This is a genomic window from Pseudomonas sp. MSSRFD41 (assembly GCF_014230245.1).
Taxonomy (GTDB): Bacteria; Pseudomonadota; Gammaproteobacteria; order Pseudomonadales; family Pseudomonadaceae; genus Aquipseudomonas; species Aquipseudomonas piscis.
Genome location: NZ_JACKZK010000025.1, coordinates 15,715 through 41,775 on the forward strand (window position 1 = coordinate 15,715; position 26,061 = coordinate 41,775).

The following is a 26,061-nucleotide window of genomic DNA, read 5'->3' on the forward strand; positions in this document are numbered from 1 at the left end:
TAGAGCTGAGCTTCGGCACCTGCGACGATCTCAGCGGCTACAAACTAGCGCAATCCTCTGAATCCGTCCTAGCCGACTCGCTGTACACCAATCAATAAAGAAGATCATATCTACTTGATTTATAAGCTATAAAAATTCTTGTAGCGTGCTAGCGGCATTGCTGATTAAATGTGTAACCAGAAATGGTCGCTTGACTAGGTCGCTTGATCGTAATGCTGAAGGCTATCAGGCCGAGGGGAAGGTTGGCGACTAAACAATCTCCCTGGCCTGGGTGCCTGTATTGGTAGAGGACTGATATGAGAATAATAATCGTCGCATCACTGGCGGCATCGCTCGTGGGGTGCGGGCTGAGCGAGCAGCCGGCTGAGAAACCCAATACAGACTGGGAGTTTCTTGGAAACTCCAGCGAGATGCAGCATTCCTCTTCGCTGAAGACCATTAACAGGGAAACCGTCGGTTCACTGGGTCTTGCTTGGTGGGTGGACCTCCCGGTCAGTGACGGTCTGGTGGGCAACCCCTTGGTCAAGGAGGGTATTGTGTTTCAAGGGGCGCCCAACGGCCAAGTCATTGCCAACGATGTAAAGACCGGTCAGTTGATTTGGAATTTCAAAGATGAGAATTCGCAGCAAGGCTCATCGTTTGCAGGCTACTGGGGGCGTCGATTCAATCGTGGAGTGGCACTTAGTGGCACCAATGTCATCATCGCCTCGGGTGACTGTCGCCTGATCGCAGTCGACCAGCGTACGGGCAAGAAGGTGTGGGAAGCGACGTCGTGCGACTCCGCCGATATGTACGCGATTACCGCAGCACCGCGGGTGGGCAATGGCTTGGTGTTCACCGGCAATGCCTGCCTCGATACTGGAATGACCAGGGGCTATGTTGATGCCTTCGACGCCAAGAGCGGCGCCCATCGCTGGCGTTTCTACACGGTGCCTGACGATCCTTCGAAACCGCAATCGGCGCTGTATGAGAATGCGGCCAAGACCTGGGGTAAAGACTGGTATTCGAAGACCCACGGCTGCGGCAGCGCCTGGGACGCCATGACCTATGACCCACAGTTAAATCTGCTCTACATCGGGGTGGGGGGGCCTGCACCGTTCGATCCGTCGAAGCGTGGCGAACATGCGGGCGATGAGCTGTTCACCAACTCTATTGTGGCCCTGGATGCCAGCACGGGCGAGTACAAATGGCATTTCAAGCAAACTCCCCAGGATGCTTGGAACTATGACTCCAGCGTCGGCATCATGATTGCCAATATAACCGTGAATGGGCAGTCGAAAAGAGCGGTACTGAGCGTGCCGAAGAGTGGCTTCGCCTACGCTTTGGACGCGCAGACCGGCAAGTTCATTTCCGGGGGGGCCTATATGCCGATGGAATGGGCTTCAGGATTGGACGCCAATGGTCGCCCGGTGATGAAGCGGGAAGGGCAGTATTGGCTCAATGACGCCAAGCAGTACATGCAGTTGCCCAATGGTCTGGGCGCTCATGGCTGGGAAGCACTGGCCTTCAATCCGGACGACGAGACGGTGTTCATTCCCGCTATGTCTCAGCCGACGCTGGTCAAGGATGATCCTGATTCCGCGCTCGGAGGCCAGTCTTTCGAACCTATTCAGCGCTCTGCCGATGGCCAGTACGAAACCTACGGTGAAACCGTTGCCTGGGATGTACGTCACAATAGTGTTAAGTGGCGGTCGCGCTTGCCGATGCCTACCAACGGTGGTCTGCTGCATACGGCCGGTGGCTTGGTGTTCCAAGGCACCGGCGACGGGCGCTTGCAGGTGCTGGACGCGGCGACGGGCAAAACACTGTGGAGCCATGAGATTGGTGGCGCGGTGCGGGCTGCACCTTCTACCGTCATGGTTGACGGCGAGCAGTACGTTCTGATCGCGACCGGTACCGGCACTGCGGCAGCGACTGGGTCGTTGAATGCAGATTCGGCTTCCGCGCCGAAGGCCAGGACCACACCTCGGCTACTGGCGTTCAAGTTGGGCGGCGTCAAGGACTACCCACCGTTCGCACAAGTACAAAAGGTGCCTGCGCCGCTCACGCCCCGGCAGCCAGAAGCACTGACAGCTCTTGGTCGTAAACTATTCGAGGGCAGTGGTTGCATCGAGTGCCATGGTTTACGCGGTAATGCTGCCGGCGGCCGAGTGCCCAACCTCATCTACGCGCCACCGCCGAGCTACGACTTCTTCGAAGCCGTTGTGCGCCAGGGCGTACTTTCCAAGGCTGGCGGCGGCATGCCAGCTTTTGCGGATTTTACCGATGATCAACTCAAGGCCGTTTTTGCCTACCTGATCAACCAGGCTTGGGACGCTCATGAGGGTAAGGAGCCGGTAGCCGGCACTCAATGAACGAGCACGAGGTTTACGCGGCGGGCAAGAACGTACGCTGCTTTTTATCCATTAAACAATCGAGAGAGCACACTATGTGGTCCAAACCCAGCTTTACCGTCTTGCGCCTTGGCTTTGAAGTGACGATGTATTTTGCCAATCGTTGAGTGCTAAGGCGTTCGGCGCTTGCGGTGGTTCTGCCAGGGATCGAGCGGAACAGGGGCCGTGTCCCAGCTTGCGTTTGTTGCCGAGTTCCACGTGGGGAATGCACGCTGCACTCCAAAGTGTAGGATTTTCTGTTTTCAGCGGACTCCCTATCCCCTTTTGGGCTTCTGCAGGTAGCGCAGATGTCGTGTGAGCTCCATTGCGTCATGCAAGCCCCCTGCACGACCTCGACGACCTGATCCTCATTGGAGCGGTAGAACACTGTGAGCCTGGGCCTTGCTACTTGGCCTTCAATATTATCTTCAGAAAAACACGTGCAGGCTTCGCATGCCTGGCGAGATCGACGCTGTCTAATCTCTCGGTCTCCTCTCCTATGTGCGGGAGACTCTGGTGCGCGGGAACCTCTGCTAACTTTCACGTATGTGTACCGTAGTATGTCAATGACGTCCGTCCGAGCCTACTTTGAAACCTGTACCTAGTTTGAGGTACTGCTTGATTGCATGAGGTGTTTCCTTAAATTTTGGATTTTTCTGAAGTTCATATTAAGGATTTTACTTGCATCCAGGTCTCTAGTTTTGGCGAATTCAGTGATGAGCCTTGAGGCGTCTCCATAGTGTGGTTCTACTAATTCCCAGGCTACGCGCCGCTTCATCAAGGTTCCCGGCGCAGCTTTCTATAATCTTCTGTATATGATGAAGTTGCGCGGTTTTCCCAATCGTGTGCAGATCAGATTCATTTTTTGTCCGTTTCTTTATAGTGGCCGTCAACGAACATCCTTCAAATAACTCGGGAAGTAATCGTGCAAGATACTGTTCATCTACGCCTTCATCTTTTAGTAGTTCGCTGGCTGAGAGCATTGCTCGTTCGACTACATTCTCAAGTTCGCGGACATTACCCGGCCAAGTGTGGCTTTTGAGGTATGGAAGCAGCGCCCTTATCACTTGCGCTGCACCTGTAGGTTGGCCTTGGATAAGGAGGCGCTGGCTGATTGCATGGCAGATCAACTCGATGTCTTCTGGTCGCTCGCGTAGCGGTGTGGTTTGCAATCGGAGAATGTTTAGACGGTAGTACAGATCAGTACGAAATGTTCCTTCATGCATGGCGGTGCGCAGATCTTGGTGGGTGGCAGCGATGATACGCACATCGATGGCAATCGGTTCAGTGCTACCCAGGCGAAGAACTTCCCGCTCCTGTAATACTCGCAGCAATCGTGTTTGTAGCGACACCGGCATATCGCCGATTTCGTCGAGGAACAGGGTGCCGCGGTGTGCAGCCTCAAACAGGCCCGCTTTGCCGCCTTTACGTGAACCACTGAACGCGCCTTCCTCGTAGCCGAAAAGTTCGCTCTCAAGCAAAGTTTCAGGAAACGCTGCGCAATTTATGGCAACGAATGGTCCTTGTCGACGTGGGCTTTCGTTATGTATGCCCTGGGCTAGCAACTCCTTACCGGTCCCGCTCTCACCAGTAATTAGTATGGTTGAGTTGCTGGCGGCGAAGCGTTCGGCCTGTTGCAACATTTCGCGATTAGCTTTGCTATTGCCGCCTAACTGTTCGAGTCGGTAGCGCGCGGTGAAGGCTCCTGGGCGGCGACTGGCGCGTATGCGCTGGTCGGCCCTTTGAACAGCGGTGATGTCTTCACAGGTTAGCACCAGGCCGGTGCGCTCTCCGTTCTCTAGGATCGGCAATAGGTTGCTGACCACTGTCTGCATGCCCAGGCGAATTACCTGATTGTCCTCGCCCATGCCGTTCAGCAAGGCTTGTTGCGGATTCAACTCGGGACAGAGAGTTTGCAGGGGGCGTCCTAGTGCCGAGCTGGTCGGCAGCCCTAGCAGTTGCGCCAGGGCTGGGTTTATCGACTGCACCACGCCACTGTTGTCGATTGCTGCGACCCCCGTAGGGATATGTTGTAACACGGCATCGAGATGTTGGCGCTTGGCTATTTCGAGGCGTTGACTATCGAGGATCCCCAGGGCTTCTTCAAGCGCCTTGCGCACGGTACCTTCGCTTAACGATAGCACTCCATGTAACCCGGCCTGTTCAGCCAACTCCACCACCGTCGACGAACCTATGATAGTTCGACAACCTTTCCTCGCGGCGCGATCGACGGCCTGGCGTGCTTGTTCTAGCGAGGTGTAGGCAGCCTGATGTATCCGCACGGTGAGTAGTGCTGTCAAGTTTTGTAAGTCATGGTTGATGTGGCTGTAGCTGAGCACTGCCACTTGCGTCCCAGACTCTCCGGCTTGGCCTAAGGCGCGCAGCAGGTCACCGCCACCGACACGCATCGCCAGCACCGGCCGGGTTAAGTGTTTGCGTAGGTAGGCGGCCGTGGCTCCGGCGCAGACGAATACATCGACAGCATCCCGTTGCTCAAGCTCAAGGGCGGTCTGCAGCACTTCGGACACTGAGGTGTCGAGCACTTCAATATGAGTGTCGGGGTAATCCGCCGTGATTCCGTTCACTACCTGGGCGAGCCGGCTGCGTCGCTGGGGGCGTAGCAGGTGGCTGATCAGCACGACGACCTGAGAGTTGGTGGGGGGCATGTCGGGTCCTTTTCAATCTTGCAATGTTTCTATAGTGAGTGAATAGCTTGCAGAAGTGAAACAAAGACCGCATCACAAACTATCGTCGAAAACACGGCAGGCCAGTCAGAGCGGGGTGTGCAGAACAATAGTCGACAGTTGGCCTAAGCTTTGCTCTAGCCCTCCTGGCAACTCACCAGCGAAGGGTCAAACACCCCCATGAGCAGTTCCTCCATTATCCCCCTGGCCGGTGACCACACCGAGGCCAGCAACCACGACCATAGATTGGTCGATTTCATTCGCGAGCACGCATCTGCGGAACGGGTATCTATTACCACTCGTAAGCGTTTAAGCGGTGGTGCGATCCAGGAAAACTGGCGGCTTGAGTTGCTGATTGAGGGGGGGCCTTGGGCGGGGCCTCGTAGCTGGGTACTTCGGAGCGATGCACTATCCGCACTACCGGCTAGTCTTGGACGCGAGCAGGAATTTGCTGTGCTCCAGGTGGTTTATCAGGCCGGGGTGAAGGTTCCGCGGCCCCTCTGGCTCTGTCGCGACACGCAAGTATATGGGCGCGTGTTTTTCTTGATGGAGTATGTGCCGGGTATAGCGTCCGGGCGTCAGCTCAGCACTCAAGCTGGTCTGCATGGCCAGGCCGGTTTAGCGATGCAATTGGGTGTTAACCTGGCGCGCCTGCATCAGGTGCGCCCTCCCTGTGCTGCGTTGGATTTTCTGCCGTTACCTCAGCTTTCACCTGCCCTGACAACTATCGGAGTCTATCGCCGATACCTGGATACCCTCAATCAAGCATACCCGGCACTGGAGTGGGGCTTGCGGTGGTGTGAACTGCACGAACCACGTGGCTATCCGCTTTGCTTACTGCACCGCGACTATCGCACTGGTAACTATTTAGCCAGCGAACAGGGGCTTGAGGCTGTACTCGACTGGGAGTTCAGCGGTTGGGGAGATCCTTGCGAGGACCTGGGTTGGTTTACTGCCCAGTGTTGGCGTTTCACTCGACCTGACTTGGAGGCAGGGGGCATCGGTCGGATAGACGACTTTCTTCGTGGCTATTCCAAGGTATCCGCTCTGTCCATCGAACCCAGACAACTGCACTACTGGCAGGTCATGGCCACCTTGCGCTGGGCGGTGATCGCCTTGCAGCAAGGCCAGCGCCACCTGTCCGGCGAAGAACCTTCCCTGGAGTTGGCGTTGACAGCGCGCCTGCTTCCGGAACTGGAGCTCGATATTCTGAACATGACAGGAGCAGAGGCGTCATGAGCCAACCCAATGCCGCGCAACTGCTCGACATCGCTCGCCAGACTTTGCTGGAGCAGATATTGCCCGCGTTATCCGGCGAGCTGCGCTACCCGGCGCTGATGATCGCCAACGCCATAGCCATCGCCGCTCGCGAAAATCGCCTGCAAGGCGAGATGGTCATTCAGGAGCACGCCCGTCTCGGTGCTTTACTCGGTGCGTCGCCAGCGACCCTGGCCGAAACGCTACAACAACTGGCCCAGGCCATCCGCGAGGGCCGCCATGACACGCCGCAGGCTCGCCGCATCTTGGTCGAGGCTTTGCGTGAGACGACGCTTGCCCGCCTGATGATTAGCAACCCTAAGGTCGTGCCATGAACGCGGGTAGCCACCGCCCAATTTCCAAGACTAAAAACGCATAGAAGGCCACCAATGAACTTCACCCTGTCGGACGACCTGCTGACCTTGCAGGCAAAAACGCGAGACTTTATCGCCAACCACGTGATTCCTTTCGAGAAAGACCCGCGCCAGGGGAGTCACGGTCCCAGCGATGACTTGCGCCGGGACCTGCTGGAGAAGGCCCGCGTGAGCGGGCTTCTAACCCCCCATGCAAGCCCTGAGATGGGCGGCATGGGCCTCAGCCATGTAGCCAAGGCGATCGTCTTCGAAGAGGCGGGCTATTCGCCTTTGGGGCCGGTGGCAATGAATATCCACGCACCCGACGAAGGCAATATCCACTTGATGGACGCAGTCGCCACCGAGGCCCAAAAGGACCGATGGCTGCGCCCGCTGGTCCAGGGCCGGGCGCGCTCATGTTTCGCGATGACCGAACCTGCGCCAGGCTCGGGATCGGATCCGTCGATGTTGCGTACCACTGCTACCCGCGATGGTGACGACTACCTGATCAGCGGCCGCAAGTGGTTGATCACTGGCGCCGACGGTGCCGATTTCGCGATCATCATGGCACGCATGGAAGACGGTACGGCGACTATGTTCCTGACGGACATGCGGCGGGACGGTATCGTCTACGAACGGCAGTTGGACTCTCTGGACAGTTGCTTCACCGGTGGCCATGGGCAACTGCGTTTCGACAACCTGCGAATCCCCGCCTGCGATGTGCTGGGTGAGATTGGCAAGGGCTTCCGCTACGCCCAGGTGCGTCTGGCGCCGGCACGACTCACCCATTGCATGCGCTGGCTCGGCGCCGCGCGTCGTGCCCATGACATCGCCTGCGACTATGCGCGCACTCGCGATGCCTTCGGAAAATCGCTGGGCGAGCATCAGGGGGTTGGTTTCATGCTTGCCGATAATCAAATGGACCTACATGTAGTGCGGTTGGCGGTATGGCATTGCGCCTGGGTGCTCGATCAGGGGCTGCGCGGCAATGTCGAATCAAGCATGACCAAGGTGATCAGCTCCGAGGCCCTATGGCGGGTGGTCGATCGTTCCATGCAGGTGCTGGGTGGGCGGGGTGTGACTGGGGATACGGTGGTGGAGCGGATCTTCCGCGACATCCGCCCTTTCCGTATTTACGACGGTCCAAGCGAAGTGCACCGCATGAGTTTGGCGAAGAAACTCCTCGACCAAAACCAGGGAACACGCTGATGCAGCCGTATCTTGCCCAATTATTTGCCCTCGACGGCCGCCGTGCGCTGGTGACCGGTGCTTCCAGCGGTCTGGGCTGGCATTTTGCCCAGACCCTGGCGGCTGCGGGTGCAGAGGTGATAGTGACCGCTCGGCGCGACGCGCCTTTACAGGCGCTAGTCGCAAGCATCGAGGCAAGTGGCGGTCAGGCGCGAGCCTTCGCTCTCGATGTGACCAACCGCGACGATGTTTGCCGCGTGCTCGATAAGGTTGGCCCGCTGGATGTGCTGGTAAACAACGCCGGGGTGAGCGATAGCCAACCGGTGCTCGACTGCGAGGACGGCAGTTGGGACCGCGTGATCAATACCAATCTAAAGGGCGCCTGGACGATGGCCCAGGAAAGTGCTCGGCGCATGGTTGCAGCGAGGCAGGGCGGTAGTCTGATCAATGTCACTTCGATCTTAGCTAGTCGGGTGGCCGGTGCCGTCTGCCCTTATCTTGCAGCCAAGGCGGGGCTGGCGCATTTGACCCGGGCCATGGCCTTGGAGCTGTCACGCCATGATATTCGTGTGAATTCTTTGGCACCTGGGTATGTGGTGACCGATCTGAACGAGGCGTTTTTGGCTAGTGATGCGGGGCAGAGGTTGCGCGCGCGCATTCCGGCCCGGCGTTTCAGTCAGCCAGCAGATCTTGATGGTGCCCTGCTATTGCTCGCCAGTGATGCCGGTCGGGGTATGAATGGAAGCGAGATCGTGGTCGATAGTGGCCATTTGTGTAGCAGCTTATAGGCAATTTCTCCGGCCTTTGAAGCTCGTCGTCAGGCTCCAGTCCTTTCACGACAGCGCACTTTGTAAACCGGGTGATCGTTTGTTCAGCCCGTAAAGAGAACAATAAACAGGAGGTAGGTATGTGCGTGCAATCTTTGGGAACAAGGGGGAGCTGATAATGACCCTAAGTTTCGAACACGAATTGGCCCCCAATGCGGCAAACTATGTTCCGCTGTCGCCGCTATCGTTCCTTAAGCGCGCCGCACATGTGTATCCGCAACGCGACGCGGTGGTATACGGCGAGCGGCGTTACAGCTACCAGCAACTGCATCAGCGTAGTCGCGCGTTGGCCAGCGCCCTGGAGCGGGTCGGCGTACAGCCGGGCGAACAAGTGGCAATCCTAGCACCTAATGTTCCAGAGATGCTTGAGGCGCACTATGGCGTGCCTGGTGCCGGAGCTGTGTTGGTGTGTATTAATGTTCGACTGGAGGCGCGTAGCATTGCCTTTATACTGCGCCATTGCGCGGCCAAGGTGTTGCTATGCGATCGTGAATTCGGCGCGGTTGTCGGTCAGGCTCTCACGATGCTTGAAACGCCGCCACTTCTGGTCGGCATCAACGATACGCAGGCCGAATGCGCCGATCTAGCACATGATTTGGACTACGAAAGCTTTTTGGCTCAGGGCGACGCTAACCGTCCATTGAGTGCGCCACACAACGAATGGCAGTCGATCGCTATCAACTATACCTCTGGTACCACTGGTGACCCCAAGGGCGTTGTGTTGCATCATCGTGGTGCCTACCTCAATGCCTGCGCCGGGGCGCTGATGTTCCAGTTCGGGCCGCGCAGCGTCTATCTTTGGACCCTACCGATGTTCCACTGCAACGGATGGAGTCATACTTGGGCGGTAACTCTGTCCGGGGGGACTCATGTGTGTTTGCGTAAAGTCCAGCCCGAGGCAATCCATGCCGCCATTGCCGCGAATGCCGTGACCCACATGAGCGCCGCGCCCGTGGTGATGTCTATGCTTATCCATGCAGAGTCAGGGGACGCTCCCCCCCAGCCGGTCTCGGTGATCACCGGAGGCGCTGCGCCGCCTAGTGCAGTGATTGCCGCCATGGAGGCGCGTGGTTTCAGCATCACCCATGCCTACGGCATGACCGAAAGTTATGGTCCCAGTACCCTGTGTCTGTGGCAGCCTGGCGTCGACCAGTTGCCGTTGGAGACCCGGGCCCGCTTCATGAGCCGTCAGGGGGTAGCCCACCCTATGCTCGAGGAAGCTACGGTGCTGGACGTCGATACTGGTCGGCCGGTGCCTGCCGACGCAAGCAGCCTGGGCGAGCTGGTGCTACGGGGCAACACGGTAATGAAAGGTTATCTACACAACCCAGAGGCTACCCGCAGCGCGTTAGGCGATGGCTGGCTGCACACCGGCGACCTGGCTGTACTGCATCCCGATGGATATGTAGAGATCAAGGACCGGGCCAAAGACATCATTATTTCCGGCGGTGAGAATATAAGCTCGCTGGAAATTGAGGAGGTGCTTTATCAGCATCCCGAGGTAGTTGAAGCTGCTGTGGTGGCGCGACCTGATTTGCGGTGGGGCGAGACACCACATGCATTCGTCACTCTGTGTGCTGATTCCCAGGGCGGCATTACGGGTGACGACCTGATCCGCTGGTGTCGTGAGCGTCTGGCGCACTTTAAGGCGCCTCGGCATGTTTCATTGGTGGTACTGCCCAAGACCGCAACCGGCAAGATCCAAAAGTTCGTTTTGCGCAAGTGGGCTCGGCAGCAGGCGTTTGAATCTGCCGATCGCGTAGACTGATTGTGTTTCAGTGCCGCAGCATCAATTGCGATGCTGCGATCCACCAAAATAGCAGTGCCTGGTTATCCTCTTGTCGGACGCCGTTCTGCTTCATATACGTCTAAGTACAGGTGGTTCATATACCTGGCAGTGAAATGAAGTTCTGATCCGGATCTTCAAAGATCACGTCCTATATCACGGGTATCGCAATAACTGGATTCGATGAATTTGCTCTGGCACAAGGACTGGAACCACGTGAACTTTTGGGAGGTCTGCCGGCGCAATTGATGCGAATCTTCCTTACATGAAGCAAACGGGCGACTGGGATGACTGCGCAGTTGATGCAGAGTCTACCCGAGCACGTTTGGAGTTCGTGTGCCTAGCTCTTCATAAAATTACTTTAGAACCGTTGTATACCCGCGCTTACTGGATGTTGCGCTGAGTTCCTCCAACTTGGAGTTTGCCAGTCCACTGCTAGATACACGACTTGACGTGAAGGCGGCAGGAATCCCCCCCTTGGCTCGACAGTTTCAGGAGGAGTTGACGGATGTCACCCCTTAGGAGTTGCCATCGCTCGTCCAAAAGCTGATACGCAACCGAATGTCCCAATAGGGACGTCACGGTCGAGCAGATTGCCATGGGACTGAATTTCAGCCTACGTAGTCGGCGGCCCTATCTACTAATACTAGGAGCTCCAGGACAAGGCTCGCGAAGCAACGGCAACACCGCTTGATTCGTGTTGTACCCAGCTTGGAGCATTCTCTAGGGCGTTCGATAGATGGTTTAGCGTCAGTTCGCAACGGTGGAAATGTTCATGGCGGATAGCTGCGCTTGATCCTAAAACAAGGCGTTCAGCGTCGCCGCAGCCATGCGGATGCGAGCGCATTTTTCTGAGCCTTTCATTGCCGACTTCAGATGAACCCTTTGAATTAGCAGAAGGCTCAAAGTATCAAGCGTCAGCCGCGCTTACTGTGTTGAAGGCGCCGAATATAGGTTGCATAGCCGGTGTCTAGGAGCTAATGAAACTGAGCCTCGGTCTAATAACTTCGGAATATATTGGCTATGCCGGCAATGGGGTGTCCTGGGTGTGTTACTGCCCGATTGGCTGTAGAAGACCGAGGTACGTTCACCGCCGCTAAGATTAGGGCGATGGTGACGCTTGTTATAAGGAAGAGAAAAATACGCATGGGACCCTCCAATTTATTTTTGTAATTACATAGAGTCTGGTCTGTGGCGCTCTTATAAATTTTGATGAAGCGCGCACTTAAATTGTTCTATGTGTGACTGCTTGAATAGTTGCGTCTTTTTTATCGGTAGGGCATAACTTTCGATGCCCTCCGGCTGGCAGGTGATGAATTCTTCAGCTGCCAGTTTTCGGGTGTTGGGCCGGTTTGGCGTTCGGATGGGTGAGTAATGCCAAACCGTTCCTAACGAGTACAGCGATACCGCTCGTGGCCCAAATTCCTTTCGCAAGCTCTGGTCGCCTTCAGGCTGAACCGGTAACCACCCGCTCTGTACCGGCCACGAGGCACATAACAGAGCTCTACAACTACTGTCTGAGCGCTGCCGCTACGGATTCGCCGAACGCTTTCAGACCCTGTTCTAGCTGATCGGTCGGAGTATTCACCGGTGGCATCAACTTGATGATCTCGCCGTTCGGACCGCAGCGATCGACCAGCACGCCCGCCTGCAGCACACGCTGCTGGGCATCTTTGGCGAGCGCCACGTTACCGCGGCCAAAATCGATGCCGGCGATCATTCCGCGACAGCGCGCGGAGGCAACCCCTGGAATCTCGGCGAAGTCGACAGTTGCGCGTTCCATGGCTGAACAGTTGGTGGCGAGAAGCGTAAGAAATTGTTCGTCGCGCCAGTAGCCGAGCGCGATTTGCGCGGTCAGGAACGCCAACTGGTTGCCTCGGAATGTGCCGATATGATCACCCGGTTCCCAGACATCCAACCCGGCACCGATCAATACGATCGCCATCGGTAGGCCATACCCGCCAATGGATTTGGCGCAGGTAATCAGATCCGGTACCACCCCAGAGCGCTCGAAACCGAAGAAGTCTCCGGTGCGACCGCAGCCGGCCTGGATTTCGTCGCAAATGAGCAGTACTCCATGTGTGCGAGTCCACTGACGTAAGCGCTGTAACCACTGGTTGGAGGCGGGGTAGACGCCTGCCTGGATCTGCACCGATTCGACGATCACCGCTGCTGGCAACTCCGATCCGCTGCCCTGATCGTTAGCTAGGCGCTCCAGGAAGCCAATGCTGTCGAACTCACCGTAGGGGCTGTCTTCGTAGGGTACGAACACCACGTCGGTGGACAGGCCAGGACTGCGGCGAGTTCGGTTGCCGGTAACGGCCAGCGCACCGGCCGTCATTCCGTGGTATGCACCATAGAACGACACGACCTTGGTACGCCCTGTAGCCTTGCGCGCCAGCTTCAATGCCGCCTCAACGGCATCGGCCCCGGTTGGGCCGGTGAACTGGACCTTATAGTCCCATCCGCGTGGCTTGAACAGATCCTGCTCGAGCGACTCCAGGAAGTGGCGCTTGGTGGTGGTATGTAGATCCAACGCATGGGTCACGCCGTTGGCTGATAGATATGCGATCAATGCGTCGCGCATGCGCGGTTCGTTATGGCCATAGTTTAGAGCGCCGGCGCCAGCGAAGAAGTCAAGGTACTCGCGGCCATCCTCGCCGCGGATCTTGCTGCCTTGGGCAGTGTTAAACACTAAAGGTAGGTCGCGGCAATACATCCGCACGTTGGACTCGAGTCTCTCAAACGTCTCGATGTTGTTCATGCATAACCTCTTGAAATAATCGGAGTACAAGTTTGTTGTGAGCGCTCAGTGCTTGAACATCACGTGGCGCACCACGGTGTAGTCTTCCAGGCCGTACATGGACAGGTCTTTGCCGTATCCAGACAGCTTCACACCGCCGTGGGGCATCTCACTCACCAACATGAAGTGTGTATTGACCCAAGTGCAGCCGTATTGCAGCCGCGCGGCTAGGCGATGGGCGCGCCCCACATCGGCTGTCCACACCGAAGAGGCCAGGCCGTAGTCAGACCCATTGGCCAACTCCAGCGCTTGGGCTTCATCCTCAAATGACGAAACCGTCACCACCGGGCCGAAGATTTCCCGGCAGACCACCTCGTCGTCCTGTTTGGCGCCGGCCAGGACTGTCGGCTCGAAGAAGAATCCGTCACCTGCGGCGCGCTTGCCACCAGTGACGACCTCAATGTGGGAAACTTCCCTGGCACGCTTCACGAAACCCTCGACACGCGCTAGATGCTCTTCGGTGATCAGCGGTCCCATTTCGGTCAAAGGGTCATCCTGCAGTCCGAGTTTGATACTGGCTACTGTTTCACCCAGCTTGCGTACGAATTCTGCGTAGACCGACTTCTGCACATATAGACGGCACGCGGCGGTACAGTCCTGTCCCGCGTTATAGAAGCCAAAAGCGCGGATACCTTCGACGGCAGCATCGATATCTGCATCGTCGAAAATCAGTACGGGTGCCTTGCCCCCCAATTCCATATGCATGCGTTTCACGCTGTCTGCAGTGCTTTCGATGATCCGGCTGCCGGTGTGCACGGAGCCGGTTAACGACACCATTCGGACCTTGGCGTGGTTGGTCAGCGGCTCACCCACTGAGGCCCCCCGCCCATGGACGATATTGACCACGCCGGCAGGGAAGATCTCGGCAAGCAGCTCACCCAGTTTCAAGGTCGTCATCGGGGTGTGTTCCGAGGGTTTGAGGACCACGGTGTTGCCGCCGGCGAGGGCTGGGCCGAGCTTCCACGCTGCCATCAGCAAGGGGTAGTTCCACGGAGCAATGGAGGCGACTACACCTACCGCATCGCGGCGAATCATTGAGGTATGTCCCGGGAGGTACTCGCCAGCTGCTGAGCCTTGTAGGCAGCGCACGGCACCGGCGAAGAAGCGGAATACGTCCGACACGGCTGGAAGTTCGTCTTGCAGAACGGCGGTGTAAGGCTTGCCGCAGTTATCCGACTCCAGTCGCGCGAACACCGATGCCTGAGCATCGATACTGTCGGCGAGCTTGAGAAGCAGTGCCGCGCGATCCTTAGGTGGTGTTTGCGACCAGGCGTCAAAGGCTGCAGAAGCGCTTTGCACCGCCGTATCGACTTGAGCGCGACTGGCTTCGGTGGTTTGCACCAGCACGTTGCCTAATGATGGGTTGTACACAGCCAGGTTCTCGCCTTCGCCGGTCACGAGGGCACCATTGATAAGCAGCTTTGTTTGCATGTCGATTCTCGTCATTTAACGGCACGGCCAAAGGCCTGCCTTGTGATTGTTTTCAGAGCATTCGATTGGAAGGCGCTATACCAGCGCCTCAGATACTGGACTGCGGAAGAAGCAGGTCCGGCAGGCTAGATACAAGATCCCCAGGCCGAGCCAGCAGCTGCCCATGATCAGGGCTTGTTTATCCAAGCTGATCAGCATCCATCCGGCAGTGACCAGGCCGATTAGCGGAAACAGCACACCGCTCAACAATCCGGCCTCGTCCTTGACACGTACATCAAAGGTGAGTCGTAACGCGCAAAGGTTGACGGCGGTGAAGGCGAGAAATGCCCCGAAATTGACCAGAGACGTCGCGGTGGAGATCGTCATGCCAAAACCAACTGTGCCAAAAAGACCGCAAAGTAGGATGTTGAATGCGGGAGTTTTGAAGCGAGGATGCAGGACGCCGAACAACTTGCGTGGCAGTTGGTTGTCCCGGCCTAAGGCGTACAACAGCCGACCCACGCTAGCTTGGAACGACATCCCTGCTGCGAAGTGAGCAACAATTATCCCCGCCAGAACCACGGCGAAGAACAGATCACCGCCAATCATGCGGGCAATTTCGAAGGCGGCTCCGTCCACGAGTTCAAAAGTTGGGGAGGGGTGTGCCAGGTACATGAGGTACGAAGAGCCAACGTAGACCAAGCCGCCGAGCAACGCGACTAGCAGAATCGCGCGCGGTAGTGTTCGGCCAGGATCACGGGTTTCCTCACTCAGCGTAGACAGCGCGTCAAAGCCCAGGAACGAGTAGGCAGCAATGGCGGCACCGGCCATGCTTGTGGTGAATGGCACGTCCTCGTTGAAAAACGGCTTGGACGACAACAGTCCGCCAGGGCCGTTGGCCGCCATGATGTAATGCGCACACAGACTAAGGAACACGGCGATGATCGCGATTTGCGCGACCATCAATAGGACGTTGAAGCGGTTGGCGACCTGGATGCCGAGTACATTTAGCAGCGAGGTGGTTACGATAAAACCGGTGATCCATAACCAGTGGGGGACCTCTGGAAAGGCCATGTTGAGATAGCTGGCGCCCAGGAGCCAGATCAGCATAGGAATGAAGAAGTAATCCAGCAGGGCCGCCCAGCCCACCATAAAGCCGAGATTCGCGCTCAGCAGCTTGCGGGTGTAGGTGTAGGCCGAACCGGCCGCCGGAAACACCTTTACCAGTCGCCCGTAGCTCAACGCCGTGAACACCACTCCGATCGCCGCGATTAGGTAGGCCATCGCCGTGGTATTGCCGCTGGCCTGCGTAATAACGCCATAAGTGCCGAAAACGATTAGCGGGGCCAGAAATGCAAGACCAAACAGCAGGGCGGATAAAGGTCCCAGAGTGCGCCTCAAAGAGGCGCGGGAAGTTGACTTATTCATGACCGGCCCTCTTACGCGGCGAAGTGGTAAGCGGTGGTGATAATGGCGTGGTAGGCCTCTATTGACATTGCCTTGGCATTACTAGCGTCCGAGAAATTCTGCTTGGATTTTTCGGCAATGATCATGAAGTCTTCTTCGCGAACCCCCTTGACCTCGGAGAATCTGGGGATACCCAGGTCCTTAGTCATCTGGAACAAGTGACCGACAGCGGCTTGCGCGGCGTCGGCCGGTGCAAGCGAATGATCGATGCCTAGCGCATAAGCTACTTGAGCATGGCGAACGATATCTGCGTCGCGGTTGTGGTCAAACACGAAGGGCAGGAAGATCGCATTACCAACGCCATGAGGCGTGTCATACAGCCCCCCAATTGCTTCAGAGATACAGTGCACGCTCGCAACATCCGCATTACCGAATGCCATGCCGGCGATTAAGCTGGCCACCAGCATCTGCTCTCGAGCTACGAAGTTTTCCGGATCTAACACGGCTGGCTTGAGAAACTGACCGATCAGGCGAATGGCATGCAATGCCAGGCCGTCGCTGATTGGATTAGACACGCGACAGGTGTAGGCTTCGATGGCATGGGTCAGTGCATCCATCCCGGTCGCGGCGGCGATCGAGGACGGCAAAGTGTCGGTGATTTGGGAGTCCAGCAGAGTAAGTACTGGCCCGACACGATAGTCCAATACGCTCATTTTGAAATGGCGAGCGGTGTCAGTGATCACGGAAAAGCAAGTCACCTCGCTGCCGGTACCTGCAGTAGTCGGAATGGCGACAATAGGCGGGATAGCATGTTTAAGCGTGAATGAACCTTCGTAGTCCTCGATACGGCCATTGTGGGTGAGCAGCAGGCTGATGGCCTTGGCAGCATCCATCGCACTTCCGCCGCCTACAGCCAGTAGGCCGTCGATGCCCTTGTGCCGATAGCTCTGAGCGATCTGGTTGATGTCTTCGCTACGCGGGTTAGCCATGATATTCGACACTTCCTCAAAGAGGATGCCTGCCTTGTCGAGACTGGAGTAGATACTGTCAAGTAGGCCCGCCCCTTTGACTCCTGGATCGGTCACGATGAGGATGTGCGCCAGTCCAAGTCCCTGTAGATATTCACCAGTGCGCTTACGCAGGCCTGGCTCCATCACGACTTTGCTCGGGAGTAAGAACTTGAATTCCATACGTACCTCTTGCTCAATTATTGTCATTGTTGAAAGGGCAGTGGAGGAGCACCCACGTCAGATCGAGGTTGATCGCTCAAACGTGTGATGTGTGGCCTGGCGTTTCGCACAAGCCGGTATGTTGTTATTTTGAGTTTTGAATAAATGTGCCGTGCAAAACCTCTTGTGAGTTAAAAAGAGGGGCGGCCAAGTAGCACGCCCCTAAAAAAAAGGTGAAGCTGTTAACGCATGTGTCCTATGAGCAGAGATAGCAATGTGTCGTAAAGACAAGCCGGAAAGTCATGACCCATCCCGGGTAGTAGAACCAGGCTCGACCCACGGATTGCTGCGGCTGTGGCGATTCCGCCGCTGGTTGCTACCATGAGATCTTTTTCTCCATGAACAACTAATGTCCGGCAGCGAATGTTCTGCAGCTCTTGGGTGCGATCGCCCGAGTTGATGATTGCACCTACCTGTCTAGCTATGCCGAGATTGCTTGCCTCACCGTCACCTCGTTCCCATGCCTCCATGGCGTACTCACGTAGTGCAGGCTCATCCCATTGGAGTGTTGAGCCAACGAGACGCATGAGGTCGACGTAATTCCGAACGCTTTCCTGCTGAGTGCGTGGCGGCCGGCGCAGAAGCTGCAAAATGGCTTTGAACGCTGGCTGGCCTACGCGAAGCGAACCTGTCGTGGAGAAGATTGAGGTGAGGGTGCGAACGCGCTCCGGGTAGCGCGCTGCAAGGGTTTGGGCAATCATGCCCCCCATCGACATACCCACGACATGCGCCGTTTCCAGGTTTAAGGCATCCATTAGCTCGATCAAGTCTCTGGCCATGTCACCAAGGTCATAGCCCAGTGTCTTCTTGCGAAGAAATTGTTGGATGGCCGTGGGAGGCGTGACCTCAGTGAAGAAAGACTTCCCCGAATCACGATTGTCTACCGCTATGACCCGTAATCCTTGATCAACCAGCTCGGCGATGAGCGGTTGAGGCCAATAGGTCAGTTGTAGTCCCAAACCGACGACCAGTAAGACCGCAGGGGCATCTGTGCGACCGTAATTTCGATAGCAGAGTTTGCCTTTTCCAGCGAGCTCACAGAAAAGGTCGGAGCTCATCGACGTTTACCTTTCGCCTGCAGTGTGAGGTCGGCTTGCACTGGAGCGTTCTGGACGGCGGTGAACTTGAGGCATTTTTCTGCCACCTTGCCGCGGCGCAGTAGTTTGACATCGCGGAAATAGTCCATCGACATCACCCAGGGCTCGCGCGGCCCTTGGCGCGGCATGCTGTCCAACGAGCGCTTCACATAACCAGCACCAAAATCCAGGAGAGGGCGAGTTTCGATCCCTACCGGTGCCTCGGGTTCGCAAACGTTGTAACCCTCTCGCTCCATGAATCCCAGCAAGCGACAGAAGTGGTCGCACAGCAGGCACACTTTCAAAGTCCAGGAGGAGTTGGTATAGCCCACCGCGAACGCGAAGTTTGGCACTCCTGATAGCATCATGCCTTTGTAGGCTAGGGTCTCGCTGAAAACAACCGGTTTGCCGTCTTTGTGCAGAGTGACACCACCGAATAGTTGTACATTCAACCCAGTGGCGGTGACGATAATATCGGCGTCCAATGTCTTGCCCGATTTAAGCAGTACACCGGTCTCAGTGAAACGCTCAATATGATCGGTAACGATATCGGCTTTGCCCGCACTAATGGCTTTAAAAAGATCGCCTTCGGGAACTGAACACAGACGCTGGTCCCAAGGGTTGTAGGGGGGATTAAAATGCACGTCGACCGGATAGTCTTTCGGCAATTCCTTGCGGGTCAGCCACAGAAGGAGTTTTTTTGAAAGTTTCGGGAAGCGCTGACAGAAACCCCAGAAAGCCAGGGTGATCTTGGCGTTCTTATAACGGGTCAGGGAGTAGGCGGTTTGCTCTGGCAGAATTTTCCGCAGGAATGCTGCAACCCCATCATTGGCAGGCTGGTTGATGATGTATGAGGGCGTGCGTTGAAGCATCGTGATACTGGCTACTTTGTCCGCCATCGCTGGAATGAGTGTGACAGCCGTTGCGCCACTGCCGATCACTACGACGCGCTTGCCCGCGTAGTCCAGCTGCTCTGGCCAGTGTTGCGGATGAATGATTAATCCTTTGAACTGTTCGGAACCCTCGAAGCGAGGGCTGAATCCTTCGTCATAACGATAGTAACCGCCTGCGCTGAACAGCCAGCGGCATTCAATGATACGGACTTGCTTCGTGCGGCCATCTTCAACATGCACGGCCCAGAGGCCTTTGGCTGTCTGCCAGTTCGCAGTGATTACTTTCTGCCGGTACTGAATGAAGGGCTCCAGCTGATGCTCATCGATGGCTTCGCGTAGGTATTCGAGGATGTCCGCAGCGTCCGCCAATGATTTTGCTTTGGTCCAAGGCTTGAAGTCGAAACCGAAGGTGTACAAATCCGAATCGGAACGGATGCCCGGATAACGAAATAGGTCCCAGGTGCCACCCATGCGTTCACGGGACTCAAGAATTGCAAATGCTTTCTTGGGCTGATTGCGCCGAAGGTAGGCTGCGGCGCCTATGCCAGACACACCAGCTCCTATGATCAAAATGTCGAGTGGCTCAACCGGAAGAGCAGTATGTGAGGACATGTCGCCTCCTAATTGTTGTGTTTTTAGAGACTGATCTGATGACTTGATCGAGCGAACAGCGTAGGGCGAGCTAATGAATGGGGCAAGGTGCAAAATGCACCGCTTTTCGATCGTTTTGGGATGTTTAGTGCATCGGTTTTGCTGCAGGCAGGACTACGATCGCCGCCCCATGTTGGGGTAGCTAAAAAGGTCGTATTTAGATGAGTAAGGGTTTATATGTGGCGAAGCTAGAGCGCTTCGTAGGATGTTAACTATGCTTTGGATCGCCGTAGCACACCTCTGCACGGCGTAGTCCAAAGTTGATTCAATAGCTTGCCACCAGTGACTTGACTGCCCGGCAGGCTGTCTCGGTCTCGGCCTCCAAACGTGCACGGTCACCATGGGTAAACCAAGAGAGCATCAACCCGTCAAATAGATTGATGAGTAATCGGCTAATGGTTGTCAGGGCGGTCTGGTCGAAAGCCGATTGTGTAACCCTATCGATTGCGTGTTGGGTTGCTTCCAGCGAAACGGTATAAATCTTGGCCGCCATTGCTGGTTTATTGCGCAAGATCCAGCAAAAGAGCTCGAACTGTGTGGTCGCCATCTCAGGATGGTCAGTAAACCAAGTGACCAGCTGACGCAACATATCCCCAGTTGACTCCGCTGCAGTGGCGCCTTCAAGCACATGCTGCAACGATTGTTGTGGCAAATTTATCAAGGACTCGTAGACCGCATATAGCAAATCGTCTTTGGTGTGAAAGACATAGTGCAACGTGGCGAGGGGAGAGTCTGCCGCCGCTGCAATGCGCCTTGTTGTGGCGTTCGTTACGCCATGCTCTGCGATCACCTTCACGGCGGCTTCGATAAAGTCCTGTCTGCGCTCTTCAGCGCCTATTCGAGCCATTCAGCGTTCTCCCTTAATCAGCAATGCCATCAGCCATACGACTTGGTGGTGGCGAATGCTATCGCAAGGTCGTGCATCAAGCCATGAATCGATATCTCACCTTACAGGTGAATCGCAGGGAAAAATAAATATTTAGTCACTCGACTTGATCGTGCGACCATGATCGGTAATTATGAATTTGACCCATGCGTGATGCAGCCGACGCTAGCGCAGATGGTAAAGGACATCTTTGGTTGCCTCTGCTGTGCTCTGGCGGATTGCTGAGCCTCACGGGATAAAACAATTACCGTACCAGACTAGGTATAAATCAGATGGATACGCGAAAACTCTCGACGCTTAGCGGTGATGCCTCGGTCGATCAGGTGGTGGAGGTCATTCGGCGTGACGGTGGAGTCATTATTTCCGACTTCATCTCGTCTCAAACTCTAATGTCCCTCACCAAGGACCTGGATACCTATCTAAATGCCACGCCTTGCGGTGTAGACCCCTATTTTGCGGGCACGCAGACCCGTCGGGTGGCTCGGATCATCGGGCGCAGCGACACGGCTGTTGAGGTAGCGTTGAACCCGCTGTTCATTGATACGGCCAGAGCAATTCTGCAAACGCCGACCCATGTTTGGGTGGGCAGTGACCGCATCGAGATGGCGCCTGACATTCAACTCAGCATTACTCAAGCCATTCAGATCGGTCCGGGTCAAGGGCTCCAGCCTCTTCATCGCGACGACGCTACTTCGCTCTGGCGACACCCCCAGTACGAGCGCGAGGCGCGGGTGCAAGTAATGGTCGCTATTTCAGATTTCACCGAAGAGAACGGTGCGACTCGTGTTATTCCCGGCAGTCATAAATGGGATGACGAGCGGATGCCGACCCAGGAAGAAACCGTCCCAGCGGAAATGAAAGCAGGCTCTGCGCTGCTCTGGCTGGGCTCGGTGTATCACGGCGGCGGGGCCAATCAATCGGCCCTCCCCCGTACCGGCCTGACCATGGCTTACGATCTCGCCTTCCTGCGCCTTGAAGAAAATCACTTCCTTTCCATTCCCATTGAGCGCGTTCGCCAACTACCGGCGGAAATGCAGCGCCTGTTGGGTTGGGGGGCGAGTACCACATTGCTGGGCTGGGTTGAAATCGATGGCCAGATGCGGGATCCGCAGGAGCTTCTCGGCATGCCGGAATTCTCTGAACCGGGAAAAGGCTTCTGACAATTCCTTGTCGCTGTGAATGTCTTTTGGTGCGAGCAATGATGGGTAACCGGGATCACGCGAATGAATACTTTGAGTAATGCTCACAATGCTTCGACACCTTTGAAGTTTCGCAGCCTGGGAGGATGGGTGGAGCAGCCCGATAACCTTCAGCCAACGCTGGAAGGTCATGCGCAAGCCGATGTGATTATCATCGGGGCCGGTTTTGCCGGGCTATCCGCCGCTCTGGAGCTGAGGGCGCTCGGTGCAGATGTCATCGTGCTGGAGCAAGAGTTTGCGGGCTTCGGTGCCAGTGGGCGCAATGCGGGTTACCTGCTTGGCAGCATGGGTATCGATTTCGCCGTCTTTGTGAATAGGGTGGGGGTGGAGCAGGCAACGCAGTTCGTCAGGTTTTACGACGAGGCTGTGACCTATGTGGAAGGTCGATTCGAGCAATTGGGTATCCAGTGTGACTACACCCCTTCGGGCGTGCTCCGGGCCGCTGTTCATGCCAGCCAGGAAAAACGCCTGCATAAGGATATGGCGCTAGGTGAAAAGCTGGGGTCTTCTACCCGCTTCGTGGACAGTGCCGAGATGCGTGCGCGAGGTATCCCTCCTGCTTTTTTGTTCGCTCTCGAGCAGCGAGGCGGCACCTTGAATCCCGGCAAGTATGTAGGTGGCTTGCGCCGTGCGGCCATCGACGCGGGCGTGAAACTCTACGAACACACGCCGTTGCTGTCCTTCAGCGAAGGGGCATCCATCTCCTGCAAGACTGCGCACGGCAGTGTGAGCGCCCCGGTGATGCTGCTGGCAACCAACGCTTATACCCCTCAATTAGGGGTGTTGCGCAACAAGATCGCGGCGATCCGCGTATCGGCCATCGAAACCAAGCGGCTATCAGAGCAGCAACTTGCCGCCCTGGGGTGGAAAGCTAGGGAAGGGATCATTACACCGCACTACATAATGGAAAGCCACCGCCTGACGGCACATGGGACTCTCGTGCTGACCGTCAAGGAGCTGGGTTATGCCTACGGTTCGAAGGTGCCCAACATTCCCGACCAGCGCGCCTACTCGGCGTTGGCCCAGGTACTGCGCGAGCGCTATCCCGCATTGCAGGGGCTTGAAGTACAGCACTGCTGGAGCGGCTATGTCAGTGGTGCCTACGACTTCCTGCCCGTTATCGGTGCAATGGGCGCGAAACAGAACATTTTCTACACCGCGGGGTGCTCGGGTCACGGGCTGGCCGGCCAGTCGTTCATGGGGTCGCTTCTGGCCGCCCAAATCAATGGAAAAACGCCTGAATTGCTGACGGCTCTGCAGCATAAGACGCCCTCCATGCTGCCTGAACCATTGCAATGGTGCGCCATACAGTCCGCTTTTGCGGCGGCCAAGTTGCTGGACGCACGGACGGATAGAAAAGTGCGAAGAGACAATGCCAAGAACGTTTGATTGCAATTAACTACCGCGGCCCTGCATAAGGGCTAAAAATAATAAATCGACCCTGTTGACAGAGGGTGTTGCCGTGGAATTTATAGATCTGTTTGCGTTGATGTCCTGTGTGCTGCTGGTGATATGTGGATTGAGTTACGGTATGGCGTTCGTCAAACGTAAGAATTATCTGCTTGGTGTGGAGTTTTTGATTGTAGGTATTTCCGCGACGAACTTTACTACTTTCATCGCTACCGGCTGGGAAGTTAACTACAATATCGCCATGTTTCTTGATGCTTTTTCTCGCGGTGTGGGAGTGCCGATTATCGGGACCCTTGGACTGATGGCTGTAACGCACAATTACAAACCGTCGCCGGCGAAGGACTTCATCCTATTTTTAGCGGCCTTTACGGCTGCGGCCATCTACTTCTTATCGATTACATTTAAACCGCTGCTTCCTTATTTCTATGTGTTGATGTGGTCGTTATATACGTTGTACCTGCTTTATTTCATGTGGCGACTAGCGCGTGCAGGCGAGGTGCTAAACGCGCTGGCCACCCTGGTTGGTGCGGTAGCGGGGCTGACGATAGCGCTGCGTTATGATTTCTTCCCGATTCCGGGCGATGAAACCAAGATGATCTTCATGACGTGTGCCTTCCTCACCTGGTCCTACACAATGGTGCAATTGTTTTATGCCTATCATGCGCTTCAGCGTTCCGCAACAGTCTCCGCTCACGGCTTAGTCGATTCCCGTTGATGGAGTTTGGAAACTAATACCACTGTAGAAAAACCGTATTTTTGTGGGGCTAAAGTTCTGAACTGGTGCTTTTACTCCACAGGGTGGGCCAAAGGCCTGCTTTTTTACCGCCTCTTAGAGGCGGTTTTTTTTGGGGTGAATCATTCGCGCTTATGAGTACCAATCAGGAAAATTAATAACTCTGGTGGATCCAAAGTAAGTTTTAGAGTTCGGGGTAAACGTGCGTCCTGAACGAGCATGATTTGGTAACACATGTTTCTTTCCTTCCCAAAGTAGTGCGTCGTTCGGTGCGCAGTAATCCCTAACTATTGTTAACTAGCTGATTTTATTGATGTATTGCTAAAGGAACCATTCTGGCATATGGCTTGCGTATTGATCGCGTGACATGATCGATTGATCATGTCACGCGATCATAAGCTATCGGCACTGATTTCCACCTGGAATATTGAGTGGCCGCCCACGCCTTTGAGGATCCCTTAATGAAAGAAGCAACTGCACGGTGTGGGGGTGAAGTAGCCGCCCGCCTTACGTTCAGCCAACTGATGGTTATCCTTGCGGCCTCGACCGCAATTTGCTCGGTACAGGCCGCGCCTCAGGGGGCCGAGGCATTAGGTTCGAAGCTGACGCCGTTGGGCGCAGAAGCCTCCGCCAATTCGAGCGGAGATATTCCTGCCTGGACAGCTCCGGGACCGCAGGGGGCAGGCTGGAGCTACGGCCAGGTGCGGGGAGATTATTGGAAGTTCAAGGGGGATAAACCCCTCTATACCATCGACTCCAGCAACGTGTCGCAGTATGCAAGCAAGCTTGCCCCCGCTCAGTTGGAACTGTTCAAGAAGATTCCAGGTTATCGGATGGAGGTGTATCCAACCCGTCGATCTTGCGGTGTACCAGACTTTGTGGCTAACAACACTCGGCAAAATGTGGGCTTCGCCAAGCTCGATGCTGCGGGACTGGCCCTTGAGGAAGCCCATTTGCCGGGAGCGCCATTTCCCATGCCCACCATTGGCGCAGAGGTAATGTGGAACATGAAGATGCGCTATCGCGGCGTTGGTGTTGAAATTCCCAAAAGTATTTCGGGCATCTCGCCGCGTAAGGGCGGGGAGTGGTTACGCCAATCTACGGATACCTTTTTCCTCACTCCATGGGGTAAGAAAGGGAGCGCGTTGTTCTCGTCCGTTGGACGCCTGGAAAATGCCACTTTCTTCAACTATTTAGAACCCGCTGCATTGGCCGGCCAGTCAGCGGTGCAGACGGCCGTGGCCGGGGAGCAGGCGACGACTTTTTATTATTTCCCCGGTCAGCGTCGCGTGCGACGTATGCCCTCGTATTCCTATGACGCACCTCAGATAGGACTAGACAATCAATACACCGTCGATGAGGGCAACGTTTTCTTCGGCACCATGGACCGCTTCGATTGGAAGCTGATCGGCAAGCAGGAGCTTCTGGTGCCCTACAACGCCTTCGGCGCCTATGACACTACCGCGAAGGTTGAAACGTTCGCCGGGACCGATTCGATTGCACCGCAGTCGCGTCGCTATGAACTGCATCGCGTATGGGTTGTTGAGGCGAATGTCCGTCAAGGCATGCGCCATCAAGCTCCAAAACGCATGTTCTACATCGACGAAGACAGCTGGAATCCGCTGCTGGCAGTTGACTATGACAAGCAGGGGCAAATTTGGAAGGTACGCGAAGGGTTCTCGATTCCCGTGTACGAGACCGGCACTTGCGATGTGCAGGCGCAAGTTCAGTACAACCTGGTCGATGGCCGCTATCTGTTCGACATGACCACCATCGGCGCCGGTAAAAACGATATCCGTTGGCTCACCGAAGACACTGGAAATCCACGCCTGAAACGCGATTTTTTCACCTCCGATAATTTGCGAGCCATCAGCGAGCGTTAAAACGACGTCAGATC

Annotated in this window: 19 protein-coding genes; 11 read left to right on the top strand and 8 right to left on the bottom strand. The window is 55.9% G+C overall.

What is annotated here, in order from left to right; genetic code table 11:
* Positions 1–296 precede the first annotated feature (296 nt).
* Positions 297–2,354, top strand: a complete 2,058-nt coding sequence (locus H7A76_RS26665; protein ID WP_185701275.1) for a PQQ-binding-like beta-propeller repeat protein — start codon at positions 297–299, stop codon at positions 2,352–2,354.
* Between the two features lie 74 nt (positions 2,355–2,428).
* Positions 2,429–2,500 carry a pyrroloquinoline quinone precursor peptide PqqA gene (pqqA, locus tag H7A76_RS26670; protein WP_185701332.1) on the top strand — a complete coding sequence of 24 codons (72 nt, stop codon included), beginning with the start codon at positions 2,429–2,431 and terminating at the stop codon, positions 2,498–2,500.
* Positions 2,501–3,082: 582 nt separating this feature from the next.
* Here pqqA and prpR read toward each other — a convergent pair.
* Positions 3,083–5,038: a propionate catabolism operon regulatory protein PrpR gene (gene prpR, locus H7A76_RS26675; protein ID WP_185701276.1), complete on the bottom strand. Its 1,956-nt coding sequence runs from the start codon at positions 5,036–5,038 to the stop codon at positions 3,083–3,085.
* A gap of 198 nt (positions 5,039–5,236) precedes the next feature.
* On the opposite strand from prpR, the gene H7A76_RS26680 reads away from it, so the two are divergent.
* The 5 genes from H7A76_RS26680 to H7A76_RS26700 all read left to right on the top strand — a co-directional run bounded on the left by H7A76_RS26680 (position 5,237) and on the right by H7A76_RS26700 (position 10,449).
* Positions 5,237–6,295, top strand: coding sequence for a phosphotransferase family protein (locus H7A76_RS26680; protein WP_185701277.1), 1,059 nt, complete (start codon positions 5,237–5,239; stop codon positions 6,293–6,295).
* On the top strand, positions 6,292–6,648 hold the full coding sequence (locus tag H7A76_RS26685; protein WP_185701278.1) for a DUF6285 domain-containing protein: 357 nt from the start codon (positions 6,292–6,294) through the stop codon (positions 6,646–6,648). The genes H7A76_RS26680 and H7A76_RS26685 overlap by 4 nt, the downstream gene beginning before the upstream one ends.
* A 54-nt stretch (positions 6,649–6,702) precedes the next feature.
* On the top strand, positions 6,703–7,875 hold the full coding sequence (locus H7A76_RS26690; RefSeq protein ID WP_185701279.1) for an acyl-CoA dehydrogenase family protein: 1,173 nt from the start codon (positions 6,703–6,705) through the stop codon (positions 7,873–7,875).
* Positions 7,875–8,642 carry an SDR family NAD(P)-dependent oxidoreductase gene (locus H7A76_RS26695; RefSeq protein WP_185701280.1) on the top strand — a complete coding sequence of 256 codons (768 nt, stop codon included), beginning with the start codon at positions 7,875–7,877 and terminating at the stop codon, positions 8,640–8,642. Before H7A76_RS26690 ends, H7A76_RS26695 begins: the two co-directional genes overlap by 1 nt.
* A 157-nt stretch (positions 8,643–8,799) precedes the next feature.
* On the top strand, positions 8,800–10,449 hold the full coding sequence (locus H7A76_RS26700; RefSeq protein ID WP_221775387.1) for an AMP-binding protein: 1,650 nt from the start codon (positions 8,800–8,802) through the stop codon (positions 10,447–10,449).
* 1,528 nt (positions 10,450–11,977) lie between these two features.
* Here H7A76_RS26700 and H7A76_RS26705 read toward each other — a convergent pair.
* The 7 genes from H7A76_RS26705 to H7A76_RS26735 form a co-directional block, all read right to left on the bottom strand.
* Entirely contained in the window at positions 11,978–13,231 is a 1,254-nt protein-coding gene (locus H7A76_RS26705; protein ID WP_185701281.1) for a diaminobutyrate--2-oxoglutarate transaminase, read from the bottom strand.
* 45 nt (positions 13,232–13,276) lie between these two features.
* Positions 13,277–14,701, bottom strand: coding sequence for a gamma-aminobutyraldehyde dehydrogenase (locus H7A76_RS26710; protein WP_185701282.1), 1,425 nt, complete (start codon positions 14,699–14,701; stop codon positions 13,277–13,279).
* A gap of 75 nt (positions 14,702–14,776) precedes the next feature.
* Positions 14,777–16,108: an APC family permease gene (locus tag H7A76_RS26715; RefSeq protein ID WP_185701283.1), complete on the bottom strand. Its 1,332-nt coding sequence runs from the start codon at positions 16,106–16,108 to the stop codon at positions 14,777–14,779.
* Positions 16,109–16,119: 11 nt separating this feature from the next.
* Positions 16,120–17,277, bottom strand: a complete 1,158-nt coding sequence (locus H7A76_RS26720) for an iron-containing alcohol dehydrogenase (protein ID WP_185701284.1) — start codon at positions 17,275–17,277, stop codon at positions 16,120–16,122.
* 221 nt (positions 17,278–17,498) lie between these two features.
* A complete protein-coding gene (locus tag H7A76_RS26725) occupies positions 17,499–18,374 on the bottom strand; it encodes an alpha/beta fold hydrolase (RefSeq protein ID WP_185701285.1) in 876 nt (291 codons plus the stop codon).
* Positions 18,371–19,897, bottom strand: coding sequence for an NAD(P)/FAD-dependent oxidoreductase (locus H7A76_RS26730; protein ID WP_185701286.1), 1,527 nt, complete (start codon positions 19,895–19,897; stop codon positions 18,371–18,373). Before H7A76_RS26730 ends, H7A76_RS26725 begins: the two co-directional genes overlap by 4 nt.
* Before the next feature lie 304 nt (positions 19,898–20,201).
* Positions 20,202–20,783: a TetR/AcrR family transcriptional regulator gene (locus H7A76_RS26735; RefSeq protein ID WP_185701287.1), complete on the bottom strand. Its 582-nt coding sequence runs from the start codon at positions 20,781–20,783 to the stop codon at positions 20,202–20,204.
* 311 nt (positions 20,784–21,094) lie between these two features.
* On the opposite strand from H7A76_RS26735, the gene H7A76_RS26740 reads away from it, so the two are divergent.
* From H7A76_RS26740 to H7A76_RS26755, 4 genes are all read left to right on the top strand, one after another.
* Entirely contained in the window at positions 21,095–21,982 is an 888-nt protein-coding gene (locus tag H7A76_RS26740) for a phytanoyl-CoA dioxygenase family protein (RefSeq protein ID WP_185701288.1), read from the top strand.
* 63 nt (positions 21,983–22,045) lie between these two features.
* Positions 22,046–23,410, top strand: coding sequence for an FAD-binding oxidoreductase (locus tag H7A76_RS26745; RefSeq protein WP_185701289.1), 1,365 nt, complete (start codon positions 22,046–22,048; stop codon positions 23,408–23,410).
* Between the two features lie 88 nt (positions 23,411–23,498).
* Positions 23,499–24,146 carry a hypothetical protein gene (locus H7A76_RS26750; RefSeq protein WP_185701334.1) on the top strand — a complete coding sequence of 216 codons (648 nt, stop codon included), beginning with the start codon at positions 23,499–23,501 and terminating at the stop codon, positions 24,144–24,146.
* 479 nt (positions 24,147–24,625) lie between these two features.
* On the top strand, positions 24,626–26,047 hold the full coding sequence (locus tag H7A76_RS26755; protein ID WP_185701290.1) for a DUF1329 domain-containing protein: 1,422 nt from the start codon (positions 24,626–24,628) through the stop codon (positions 26,045–26,047).
* The last annotated feature ends 14 nt before the right edge of the window (positions 26,048–26,061 follow it).